Genomic DNA, 12,273 nt, shown 5'->3' on the forward strand with positions numbered 1-12,273 from the left:
GGAGGGGTAAGTACCATGGTAACAATTATTTTAGCGATTTATGTTGGATTGATTTTACTGCATGCAGTAAACATGGGACGCGACTGCATCAAACACAAAGATGATTTAGGACATGGCAATTGGATTGTTTCAGGAATCATCGGGTTTATTACAGACTTTTTAGATACCTTAGGAATCGGAAGCTTTGCTCCAACCACCATGTTGTTGGATTTCACTAAGCAGTTAAGTCATGACCGCTTGCTGCCAGGAACTTTGAATGTTGGACACGGGATTCCCGTACTGGTAGAAGCATTCATCTTTACAACTGTAGTAGAGGTATCTCCAGTAACATTATTTGCTCTAGTTGGTTCAGCAACAATCGGTGCGTTTATCGGATCAAAATTCGTAACCGGTTTGCCAGAGAAGAAAGTTCAACTTTGGATGGGCTGGGCCTTGATCGTGACAGCTGTCTTGATGTTTGCACGTCAACAAGGCTGGATCGATATTCTAGGTGCAGATAATACTGCGACTGCCTTGACAGGTGTTAAATTGGTCATCGGTGTGGTTATCAACTTCTTCTTAGGGGCATTGATGACAATTGGTGTTGGTTTATATGCACCATGTATGGCAATGGTTTATATGCTAGGGTTGAGTCCGCTGGTTGCTTTCCCAGTAATGATGGGTTCATGTGCTGGCTTGATGCCGGTTGCAAGTTTGAACTTTGTGAAAACAGGTGATTATGCACGTAAAGTAAGTTTAGCGATTACAGTCGGCGGAATTATCGGGGTATTTATTGCTGCGAAATTCGTTACCGGATTGGATTTGAACATTCTAACTTATATCATCATTCTAGTTATCATTTACACTGGTATCACTTACATTCGTAAGAGTATGAAACCAGCTGCAGCATAATTGTAATATGGTATGATTAAAACTACTTCGTCCTTCTTTTGAAGGACAAGTAGTTTTTAGTGTTTCAATCCAAATTTAGTAGGAGGAAGAAAAATGGTACAGATCGTTTTAGTCACTTTGGGTTTATTCGCACTGCTGCACATTGTTGTTTTTGGAAGGGACTTAATCAAACATAAGGATAATCTAGGGAGCGGCAGCTGGCCGATCTCGATCGGGATCGGGTTTGTGACCGACTTTTTGGATACGTTGGGGATCGGGAGTTTTGCACCGACTGCGATGCTGTTGGATGTCACTAAGCAATTGGACACACCGAAAGATCTGCCGGGAACATTGAATGTTGGACACGCACTTTCTTGTTTATTAGAAGGCCTTATTTTTATCACTGTCGTGGATGTTGATCCAATTACCTTGTTCTCTTTGATCGCGGCTTCGATTGTAGGATCATGGCTGGGCTCAAAGACCGTAACAAAATTGCCCGCTTCTACTGTCCAATTTTGGATGGGTTGGGCTCTGATCGTTACAGCTGTCCTAATGGCACTGCGTCAATTAGAGTTGATTGACCTCTTAGGTGCTGGAAATACAGCCACTGGATTGTCAGGCGGCCTGCTGATCGTCGGAATCATCGGAAATGGAATTTTTGGTGCGTTGATGACGATCGGTGTTGGTTTGTATGCACCATGTATGGCTATGGTTTACATGCTGGGATTAAGTCCATTGGTTGCTTTTCCGATCATGTCGGGTTCATGTGGCGCACTGATGCCTGTGGCCAGCGTAAACTTTATCAAAGAGGGTGCCTATTCTCGGCGAGTTAGTTTAGGAATCGCTCTTGGCGGAATTGTTGGAGTAATCATTGCAGCAAAATTTGTGACTGGCTTAGATTTATCGATCTTGGTTTGGATCATTATTTTCGTAGTTATTTATACTGGAATCACTTATATTCGCAAAAGCCGCAAACCGGCTGCAGCATAAATCAAAAAAGAATCCAATTCTTGCAGGTTTTAACTTGCGAGGGTTGGAATTTTTTAGGTTAAAAATAGAAATAGCGAACAAACATGATGACAATCAATACCAGCATGCTGGAAAGAAGATGCGAGGTTGTTAGCTTCAGCATGTTCAAGTCGATCGCCAAGATGGTGACACCGCCAACTGCACGGATCTCAGTTGTCATAAGATCCAACAATTGGTTGGACAACACATCCGCGAACAGGTGAAAGTCTCCTTACATAAAACCAACTTGTCCTCGTTCATAGCAGCAGGATTCATCCCCTTTTGAAATGGCTCTCGCTGCAGAAATTCCAATTAATTTTTATTGATAATTTGCCTAGAAAACTTACATAGAGAAACGCAATACAACCTGTTATAATAGGAAAAGTGGAGGATGATATACCTATGGAAACTATCGAACAACTAATCGTCTGCGGCGGATGCAATGCAAAGATCGGTCCTGGAAATTTAGGAGAATTATTAGCAGATCTACCAAAATCTACCAATGAAAATCTATTGGTTGGTTTTGATTCAGCTGATGACGCAGCGGTAATCAAGCTGCGTGATGACTTGGCGATCATTCAAACGCTGGATTTTTTCCCAACGATGGTCAATGATCCGTACCTATTTGGAAAGATTGCGGCCGCCAATGCCCTCAGCGATGTTTATGCGATGGGGGGAGAGGTGCTGTCTGCGCTGAATATTGTGGCTTTTCCGGAAGAAAAGGATCTAAAGGTTTTAAAAGAAATCCTGCGCGGCGGGGCGGAAAAGGTGCGGGAAGCCGGTGCGATCTTGGCTGGTGGACACTCAATCCACGACGCTTCAGTAAAATATGGGCTGTCGGTTACAGGCACGATCGATCCAGCAAAGATTTATCAAAACAATACTTGTCAGGCCGGCGATCATTTGATTTTGACCAAGCCTTTAGGCGTCAGCATCATTACTGTCGGCTATAGTGCCGGCGAGATCAGTCAGGCTGGATTTGAGAAGGCTACAGACAGCATGCAAATGTTAAACAAATATGCAATGGACATTATTCGCCCATACAAAGTCACCAGCTGTACTGATGTCACAGGCTTTGGACTGGCAGGGCACTTGTACGAAATGCTGGACGAGCGATATTCTGCAGAAATTTATTCTGAGCAATTGCCGTATTTTGAAGAAGCTTATACTGGTGCGAAGGAATTTATTTTAACGGCTGGCGGCCAGCGCAATCGAAACTACATGGCGGAGAAAATCAACTTTGTGGTGGAGGATTTTGCGATCGAGGAATTGTTGTTTGATCCGCAAACATCTGGCGGCTTACTGGTGAGTGTACCTGCTGAACGGGCATCAGCTCTAGTTGAAGAGCTGCAAGCAGCGAACGTTCCGGCGAAGGATTTTGGTGTTGTCACGGAACGCATAGAAAAAGACATTGTCGTTTATTAAGGAGTGATCGAATGTATAAAATCAATGCCATTGGGAAAGCTTGTCCTTTGCCGGTGATCGAGACCAAGAAAGCATTAAAAGAACACGATGTTGTAGAGACATTGGTGGACAATGAAATTGCGACCCAAAATCTGAAAAAGATGGCTGATCAGCTAGGCTACATTTATCAAATGGAACCAACAGGAGACAATTACAACGTGGTGATCGCAAAAGGCAATCAGGATCTAGTCGAACTGACAGACCTAGAAGAAGTACAAGAGGTCGCAACAACAGACGACTACGTGGTGGTGATTGATACTAACGTGATGGGACGCGGCTCAGATGACCTTGGAAAAAATTTATTGAAGATGTTTATCTATTCGTTGACTGAGCAAGACGTGCTTCCGAAACAAGTAATCTTTTACAATGGCGGTGTGTCATTAGTAACGAAAGAGTCAGATTCCTTAGAAGATCTGCAAACATTGGCGGAGCAAGGTGTGGAGATTTATGCTTGCGGTGCCTGTCTGAACTTCTTCGAACTGACAGAGCAGGTAGCTATCGGTGAAATTACCAACATGTATCGAATCGTGGAAATGATGCGTCAAGCACCAAAAGTAGTAAAACCATAAGAGGAGCAAATGATGCAAACATATGGAGTGACCCTTTTTGACTCGACCCACGAAGCGATGAAGGCCGAGAAGGCGGCCAAAGAGGCCCAACTAAAAGTGCGAATTATCCCGACACCAGAGAAAATCCATGCTAGTTGCGGCTTTTCTTTAAAATATGAATTGAGCAATGAAGCCGACTTGCTGGCCCTTTTCCAGCAGATGGAGATTCAGACAGAAGGGTTTTACCATGCGACACGCGACGGGTTGAAGACCGAGTATGAACGAAGAAAGGATTAGCAGATGGCACATATCGTAATAGGGACGGCCGGACATATCGATCATGGGAAAACCACTTTGATCAAAGCTTTAACGGGGATCGAGACCGACACGACGAAGGAAGAAAAAAAACGCGGCATGTCGATCAATTTAGGCTTTGCCTATTTGGACCTGCCTAACCAGCAGCGGGTAGGGATCGTCGATGTTCCAGGCCATGAGAAATTCATCAAAAACATGGTGGCCGGCTTGCCAGGCATCAATTTGGTGCTGCTGGTGATCGATGCCGCCGAAGGGATCATGCCGCAGACCAAGGAGCATATCGACATTTTGACCTTGCTGGGCATTCAGGACTTTTTAGTGGTGCTGACCAAGGTGGATACCGTTGATCCTGAATTGAAGGAACTAGTAGTCGAAGATATTCGTGACCAGCTGGCGGAGACCCCATTGGCCGATGCAGAGATCCTCGAAACCGATGCAGTCAGCGGTAATGGAATCAAGGAATTGCTAGCGGCGATCCAAGCACGTTCTGAGGAATTGACGGAAACCAGCAGTTCAGGGCTTGCCCGAATCAATATTGATCGAGTATTTAGCGTCAAAGGCTTTGGAACAGTAATCACAGGCACCTTGCTGGATGGAAAAATCAAAACCGGTGATGAGCTGTATGTTTTCCCAAGTAAAAAGAAAGTACGCGTTCGGAATATTCAGGTACACGAACAAGATGTCCAAGAAGCTCAGGCAGGGCAGCGGACAGCTTTGAACCTGGCCAACATCGCCACAGAAGAATTGGAGCGCGGCGATGTCTTAGCGGCAAGCGAGAATCTAAAGCCGACTTGGATGCTGGACGTGAAGATCAAATGTCTGCCAGAGGTAGAGGCAGGGATTGGGCTTTGGGATCGGGTGCGTCTATTGATCGGTACTAGAGAAGTCATGGCTCGGACGGTGCCCCTGGGAACAGAATGGATCAAGCCAGGAACGGATGGCTTTTTGCAGCTGCGCTTAGAAGAACAGGTAGCGGTAAAAGAACGAGACCATTTCATTTTACGCACGTATTCACCAATGCATACGATCGCAGGCGGCGAGGTGCTGGACGCTGCTCCTCACAAACACCGGCGCTACAAAGTGGAGATCTTGGAGAGTCTGAGGGCGAAAGAGGCAGGCAGTATTGAAGAGGTTATTTTAGATTTTATGACCAATAAAAAACAGCCTTTTACTACCTTGAAGGAACTGCACGAATATTTAGGCCAATCACAGGAAGAATTGCGCCCTTTACTGCAGACCCTGGCAGAGGAACAGCAGGTCCTCGAAACCAAGGCCGGTTTTTTGGCTGAATCCAGTTATCAAAAGCTCCAAGCCAAAGCCGAAACCGTTTTGCACGACTACCACAAGAAGTATCGTCTGCGCCCGGGAATACCCGTAGAAGAATTCCGTTCACGGATGCGGGATCAGTTGTCTGAAAAAGAGTTATCCGCGTTGATCCGCCTGCTGAAGGAGCATGGCTGTATCAAGGAACAACAAGACAAAGTTGCTGCGGTCGACTTTACTGTGACTTTCAACAAATACCAGCAGGCTGCTAAAGAAAAAATTGAGCAAACTTTAAGCCAAAATGGGTATACACCCGTCAAAAAGGAAGAGCTTTTTGATCTAGACAAAAATGCAGAAGAAGTATTAGAAGCTCTTAGCGGCGATTCAGTGATTTTTTTGACCCATGAATATGTGCTGCTGGCCAAAACCTATTGGCAGGCAGTCAAGCATCTTCGAGAATACATTCAGCAGCATCAGCAAATCACACTTGGTGATTTTCGTGATATAACGGCGTCTAGCCGCAAAGCATCGATGCTAATCTTGGAGTACATGGATAAACAGGAAATCACTCAACGTGTAGATAATTATCGAATACTGGGGGCTTCTACAGAAACGGGGGAATAGCAATGGGGATCTATTTTGACAATGCTGCTACAACTGCTCAAAAGCCGGCGGTCATGGCGCAAAAAATGGCGGAGGTCATCGGTTCAGACAGCTATGGCAATCCTTCTCGCGGGGCTCACGGCTATTCATTGAATGCATACAGATTGGTGGCTGAGACGCGTAGCCAGTTGAAGAGTCTCTTTCAAGCGACAGAAAACTATGAGGTGGCTTTTACCAACAATGCGACAGTTGCATTGAATGAGGTGCTGAAGGGACTGCTCCATTCAGGGGATCATGTGCTGACCACTTCTTGGGAACATAATTCTGTACTTCGGCCGCTTTATCAACTGGAGCAGCAGGGGGTGACGTTAGACATCGTCAACAGTCAGGTGATGACTGGGAAGTTGAATTATCATGAATTTGAGGAAAAATTACGTCCGGAAACTACCGTTGTTATGTGCAATCATGCCAGCAATGTAACTGGCAATGTGTTAGATTTAGCGTGGATCAAAGCGTTTTGTCAAAAACATGAGCTGTTTTTGGTGCTGGACTGTTCACAAACAGCCGGTGTGATCCCAATTGATCTAGAGGACGAACAAATCGCGGCGATCTGTTTCACTGGTCACAAATCATTGTATGGTCCTCAAGGGACTGGAGGCATCTGTGTCCGCAAAGATGTGCCGCTGGAGCCGGTGCTTACTGGCGGTGACGGCATGCGTTCCTTCTCGAAGACCCAGCCAAAGGAATTGCCGACATTGCTAGAAGCCGGAACTGTAAACGTACCAGGGATTGCTGCCTTGGGAGCCAGTATCGCTTGGCTAAGGGAACAAAGCGATGCGCATGATAAGCAGGCTACGCTGAGCGATTACTTTGTCGAAGAAATCAAACGAATCCCGGAAGTTGCCTTGTACGGCGATTTTTCTGCAGCACGCGTGCCAGTATTTTCATTGAATTTAGCCGAGGCCGATTCTGCTTTAGTTAGTGATCTGTTGTGGTCTGATTTTGAGATTGCTACTAGACCTGGGTATCATTGTGCGCCGTTGATGCATGAAGCACTAGGAACTGCTGAGCGGGGTACTGTCCGGTTTTCTTTTTCAAGCTTCACGACGAAAGAAGAGATCGATCAGGCACTTGCGGCCATCAAACAGCTTGTAAACGGAAAGTAGGGAAAATATGGCGAACACCATTCAACAAATTTTGGCACACTTGCCGTCAGTCGATGTGCTGCTGAAGGAACCTTCTATTAAAACACTTGAGGACCAGTACTCGCGGGCAACCATCAAAGAGGCTGTTCAGACTGTTTTAGCCGACATTCGTCAGGCAGTTCTAACGAAGGAGCGAGAAGAATTGCCGACACAAGAAGAACTGCGCGAGAGGATCCAGCAAAAATTAGCAATACACTCTTTTTCCCTGCGCAGAGTGATCAACGGGACGGGGACTGTGATTCATACAAATCTTGGCCGATCGTCTTTAAGCCCTCGGATCAAAGAACAATTAGAGGCTATCAGCTTTCATTATTCCAACTTGGAATTTGATCTGGAAAGCGGACAGCGTGGTTCTCGTTACAGCCATTTAGTGGCAATCCTCAAAAAACTGACGGGTGCAGAAGATGTGTTAGTGGTGAACAACAATGCTGCGGCGGTACTGCTGGTGTTGAGCACCTTGACACAGAAAAAGGAAGTATTGGTCTCGCGGGGAGAATTGGTGGAAATCGGCGGTGCCTTCCGCATTCCAGATGTCATCACCTCCAGCGGCGGAACCATTGTCGAAGTTGGTACCACCAACAAAACACATTTAAAGGACTATCAACAGGCGATTACTGAAGAGACCGGAGCGATCTTAAAAGTTCATACCAGCAATTATCGGATCGTTGGTTTCACCGAAAGTGTCACGATAAAGGAATTGGCGGCACTGGCTCAACAGAAACAGCTTCCTTTGATCAATGATCTAGGCAGTGGCTTGTTCATCGACATGCGTCGTTTTGGTTTGCCCCATGAGCCGACAGTCAAAGAAGCGCTGGAGCAAGGCTGCGACATCGTGACCTTCAGCGGCGATAAACTATTGGGCGGACCTCAGGCAGGAGTGATCGTTGGGAAAAAAGAATATATCCAGCAAATGAAACAAAATCAATTGCTGCGGGCGTTGCGAATCGACAAAATGACGCTGGCAGCTTTAGAGGCTACCTTCGAGCTATACTTGGATGAGGCTCAAGCGATCGAAGAGGTGCCGGTGCTGAACATGCTGGCACAGACCGAACAGGATTGTTTGAACAAAGCAGAGCGATTGGCCGAATTGCTCAGGCCGATGACGACTCTCGAGGTCAAAATTGAAAAAGACAGCAGTGCGGTAGGTGGTGGTTCATACCCTGAACATTTATTGCCAACTTATGTGGTGGCACTGAAAGGGTCTTTGAACGCTGATGAGTTGCAGGAAGCGATGCGAAATGCGGATACACCAATCATCAGCCGCATCAAAAATGACTGGAATTATTTAGATGTCCGCACGATCGATCCGCAAGAATTTACGTTGGTCATTGAAGGAATAAGCAAAAAGTTTGGAAATAAGAGCGATGTATAAGAGGCTGTGACAGTGATGATGTCACGGCCTCTTTTCTTTACAAAAAATCCGTTTCATTACTCAAAACTGAGCGAATACTGCAATAGAATCACTCACTTTACATTGGTTTACCTGCTTGAAATCCGTAAAACAAATACGTCCCCACTCGCATTCCCTTTGTCAGCTTTCGCTGAAAAAAACATAAATCATCATGATCGATACGATGCTGCAGACCTCATAAAGCGAAGGCACTTAAATCACTGATCGCTTGTTCCACTCATCGATAACTAGGGGAACGTAGAGGTCTGAACACGACAGCCGCGATATAGGAAACCCACGCTCCCTAATAATCTTAGCCAATTAATCAATTTTTTTCGTTATCTGCACCTTATCTGCATTCTCCCATCTATATCTGCAAAAAATTCTTTACCAGCCATTCTACGTGACAAAATTGTTAGTTTAGTGACACCGGCTTCGATGGAGCGCCTAAAAAAAAGCTTGTATACTTCTGAAAAAGCATAGAGGAGAGAAGCAAGAATGAAAAAAGTAATGATTGAATTTGTGGTGGTCGTCGTTTTAGCCATTGCTGGATTAAAAATCGTGGATAAGATCGTGATGGGGGGAGACAGCTATTATGTGCAAATCACCATGGATGGAGAAAAGCTACAAAAAAAAGACGACCAGGGGAGAGCCTTTGTCGATTATCAATACGTCTTGCCTGGCTACGACAAAGAGGGAACAGAAAAGCAATTGGATTTCACCTCTAACAAGGAACGTCCTTTACGCAAAGAAGCATTTTTAAAAGTCACTTGGAACAAAAATAAAGGAGTAACTTCTTATGAAGAGGTTTCCGAAAATCAAATCCCCCAATCCGCAAGACAAGCCTTGAAAGGAGCCAATTAGGATGGAAACGATTGTATCTGTTGAAAACGTCACAAAGGTCTATGGAAAGAAAAAAGAGAAAAAAACCGAAGCCTTGAAAGGGATCTCCTTTGGGATTCAAAAAGGTGAATTCGTAGGAATTATGGGCGCTTCCGGCTCAGGGAAATCAACGCTCTTAAATCTTTTGTCCACTTTAGATCAACCCACCTCGGGCACTGTCCAGATTGATAACAAAAATATCACTCATTTAAAGGGCAACCAGTTAGCTGACTTTCGGGGACAGGAGATTGGATTTATTTTTCAAGAATTTAATCTGTTGGAAAATTTAACCGCTGCAGAAAACATCGCGATTCCCTTGTCTCTGCAAGGTAAGAAACCCAAACAAATCAAAAAAAACGTGCAGGAGGTTGCCAAGCGTCTATCAATTGAAGGGATTTTGAACAGCTACCCGGCAGCGATCTCAGGAGGACAAAAGCAGCGGGTCGCAGCGGCGCGAGCATTGGTTACAGAGCCAACCATTTTATTAGGCGATGAGCCCACAGGTGCTTTGGATTCAAAAAGCGCCCGCGATCTGCTGGACACGATGACAGATTTGAACCAACGAGATGCGGTCTCGATCTTGCTGGTGACCCATGACCCCTTTTCGGCCAGCTATTGCCAGCGGATTCTTTTTATCAAAGATGGGGTCATTCACAAGGAAATCCAGAAAGAGTCTCAAGACCGCGAAGCGTTTTATCAAGAAATCCTGACCACCATCGGCAGTTTGGAACAATAGAAGGGAGATACCCATGTTAGTAAAACTTTCCTTAAACGGAATCAAAAGCCGCTTGAGAGACTATCTCGTGCTGTTCTCCGGCCTTTTGACAGCCGCGGCGATCTTTTACATGTTTGAGTCGATTGCCAGCAATAAGAGCTTTTTAGAGAGCAATTCTTTGATCTCTTCGATCGTGATCATTTTTCATTTTGGATCGGTCCTGCTAGGGATCATCACTCTCGTCTACATTCTTTATGCCAATGGTTTTTTAATGTCCATGCGGCAAAAGGAATATGGCATGTTCATGATGCTGGGCGCAAATGCCCAGAAAATTGCTCAAATGATTTTTGTCGAAACCTTTCTTATCGGTTTTTTAGCCACCCTTTTTGGTTCGACAGTCGGAATCGGTCTGACGACACTGGTGTATCGCCTATTGACGGAGCAGTTAGGGATGACGGTCACTCACTACGCTCCTGTCAGCGGCAAAGCCTTTCTGATCACCACGCTCTTTTTTGCAGTGTTGTTCTTGATCACCGCAGTGATGAATGCGTCCTCGATCACGAAAAAAACGTTGCTGATTTTATTAAAAGAAGATCAGACACCGGTTCAGGTCAAACGCAAAGGCATTTTTCTTCTGGGGGAAACCCTGCTGGGACTGATTTTTTTGAGTATCGGCTATTTTATGATGAAACAAATCGTAACCTTTCAACTGATCGGGATTGGGGTCGCGCTCGTCACAATCGTTCTTGGTACGTACTTTTTCTTTCATTCCGTCATCATTTTTGGATTATCGCTGCTGAAACAAATCGACCGGATCGCCTTCAAGCAGTTGAATAACTTTACGTTGTCGCAGTTAAGCTTTCGAATGCAGGAATACACTCGGATGCTTTCGATGATTGCAATGCTGGTTGCACTGGCGTTAGGAGCTTTGACTGTCGGTATTGGATTTCGCAATGAGATCCCTAAAATGGCCGATGCTGTCACTCCTTATGATCTAGTGCTGAACAATGCCCAGAAAATTGACCAGCAAAAGATCAATCAGCTGCAGCCCACCACCAATGCCCGCTATCATCAGAAAGAAGACGAGCAATCAGTTTATTATGTAAAAGAAGAGTTTGACCAGAATCCCTTGATTGGACACGAATATCATCAGGTAGGCACCTATACTAAGAAAAAATTCACTGGAACCAAACTTTCAAAAAATAGTACTGCACAGGATGCTTTGAGAGAAGTTGAGTTGCCTGAACAAAAGGGCAAAGAAATTCAGTTCTTGTCGCGTACCGAATTCAATGCGTTGCCTCAGGAGGAGATGGTGCTGCAATTGATTCAGGTCAAGCGTTTTATCGCTCAATTGACACCTCTTAAACAATTAGCCGCTGAAAATGGACGAAACAATCCATCCGTTCTAGACGATGCAGGGATGTCTGGATTGAATCAGAAAACAGCAGCCTATCAGGCCTACAATACATTGTTTTCCGGCTTTGAATTCATGGGTTTCTTTTTGGGACTGGCTTTCTTAGCTATGCTGGCCAGCTGCTTGATGTTTAAAATTCTATCTGGCGCACAAAAGGATGCTGTCCGCTACGAGATGCTGAATAAGATTGGAGCCAGGAGAAATTTGCTGCGTCGATCCATGGCCAAAGAAATCGGCGTCTTGTTCTTAGCCCCAGCAATATTAGGTACCGTCCATGTGCTGTTTGGGCTTAAGATGTTTGCTGGTCTGTTGAGTCGTCCATATCACCAATTATGGATTCCATTTGGCATTTTCTTTTTACTGTACTTCCTTTACTATACACTGACAGTCTGGATGTACCGCACACTGGTCTTAAAATAGCAGATCCAATTCTTTGTTTTGTTATTTTTAGACAGACTGCATCAAATGTGAAGTTTTTATGGTAAAAAAGTAAAAATTATGTCAAAAAAATAATTTGAAAAGTCAGTACTTTCCGCAGATTTTCTTGTTTTTTGATGCTCAACTCAACGATTCTATAAATTTGCTAAACAATCCCT

General features: G+C 44.9%; 12 protein-coding genes. 11 read left to right on the forward strand and 1 reads right to left on the reverse strand.

What is annotated here, in order from left to right; genetic code table 11:
• Positions 1 to 15 precede the first annotated feature (15 nt).
• Positions 16 to 891, forward strand: a complete 876-nt coding sequence (locus tag NRIC_RS04420) for a sulfite exporter TauE/SafE family protein (protein WP_146621502.1) — start codon at positions 16 to 18, stop codon at positions 889 to 891.
• Between the two features lie 93 nt (positions 892 to 984).
• Positions 985 to 1,860, forward strand: coding sequence for a sulfite exporter TauE/SafE family protein (locus tag NRIC_RS04425; RefSeq protein ID WP_175579999.1), 876 nt, complete (start codon positions 985 to 987; stop codon positions 1,858 to 1,860).
• A gap of 58 nt (positions 1,861 to 1,918) precedes the next feature.
• Here NRIC_RS04425 and NRIC_RS04430 read toward each other — a convergent pair whose 3' ends face one another.
• Complete coding sequence (locus NRIC_RS04430) at positions 1,919 to 2,098, reverse strand: hypothetical protein (protein ID WP_307720538.1); 180 nt, start codon at positions 2,096 to 2,098, stop codon at positions 1,919 to 1,921.
• A gap of 182 nt (positions 2,099 to 2,280) precedes the next feature.
• On the opposite strand from NRIC_RS04430, the gene selD reads away from it, so the two are divergent.
• The 9 genes from selD to NRIC_RS04475 all read left to right on the forward strand — a co-directional run bounded on the left by selD (position 2,281) and on the right by NRIC_RS04475 (position 12,097).
• Positions 2,281 to 3,303, forward strand: a complete 1,023-nt coding sequence (gene selD, locus NRIC_RS04435; RefSeq protein ID WP_146621504.1) for a selenide, water dikinase SelD — start codon at positions 2,281 to 2,283, stop codon at positions 3,301 to 3,303.
• An 11-nt stretch (positions 3,304 to 3,314) separates the two neighbouring features.
• Positions 3,315 to 3,911 (forward strand): sulfurtransferase-like selenium metabolism protein YedF, encoded by a 597-nt coding sequence (yedF, locus tag NRIC_RS04440; protein WP_146621505.1) that lies wholly within the window; start codon positions 3,315 to 3,317, stop codon positions 3,909 to 3,911.
• Positions 3,912 to 3,920: 9 nt separating this feature from the next.
• Complete coding sequence (locus NRIC_RS04445) at positions 3,921 to 4,187, forward strand: putative Se/S carrier protein (protein WP_227873734.1); 267 nt, start codon at positions 3,921 to 3,923, stop codon at positions 4,185 to 4,187.
• A gap of 3 nt (positions 4,188 to 4,190) precedes the next feature.
• Positions 4,191 to 6,092 carry a selenocysteine-specific translation elongation factor gene (selB, locus tag NRIC_RS04450; protein ID WP_146621506.1) on the forward strand — a complete coding sequence of 634 codons (1,902 nt, stop codon included), beginning with the start codon at positions 4,191 to 4,193 and terminating at the stop codon, positions 6,090 to 6,092.
• Positions 6,093 to 6,094: 2 nt separating this feature from the next.
• Positions 6,095 to 7,237, forward strand: coding sequence for an aminotransferase class V-fold PLP-dependent enzyme (locus tag NRIC_RS04455; RefSeq protein WP_146621507.1), 1,143 nt, complete (start codon positions 6,095 to 6,097; stop codon positions 7,235 to 7,237).
• A gap of 7 nt (positions 7,238 to 7,244) precedes the next feature.
• A complete protein-coding gene (selA, locus tag NRIC_RS04460) occupies positions 7,245 to 8,648 on the forward strand; it encodes an L-seryl-tRNA(Sec) selenium transferase (RefSeq protein ID WP_146621508.1) in 1,404 nt (467 codons plus the stop codon).
• Positions 8,649 to 9,164: 516 nt separating this feature from the next.
• Positions 9,165 to 9,530 carry a YxeA family protein gene (locus NRIC_RS04465; protein ID WP_146621509.1) on the forward strand — a complete coding sequence of 122 codons (366 nt, stop codon included), beginning with the start codon at positions 9,165 to 9,167 and terminating at the stop codon, positions 9,528 to 9,530.
• Position 9,531: 1 nt separating this feature from the next.
• Positions 9,532 to 10,284 (forward strand): ABC transporter ATP-binding protein, encoded by a 753-nt coding sequence (locus NRIC_RS04470; RefSeq protein ID WP_146621510.1) that lies wholly within the window; start codon positions 9,532 to 9,534, stop codon positions 10,282 to 10,284.
• A 13-nt stretch (positions 10,285 to 10,297) separates the two neighbouring features.
• Positions 10,298 to 12,097, forward strand: a complete 1,800-nt coding sequence (locus tag NRIC_RS04475) for an FtsX-like permease family protein (protein WP_146621511.1) — start codon at positions 10,298 to 10,300, stop codon at positions 12,095 to 12,097.
• Positions 12,098 to 12,273 lie beyond the last annotated feature (176 nt).

The organism is Enterococcus florum, from assembly GCF_004309355.1.
Classification (GTDB): domain Bacteria; phylum Bacillota; class Bacilli; order Lactobacillales; family Enterococcaceae; genus Enterococcus_A; species Enterococcus_A florum.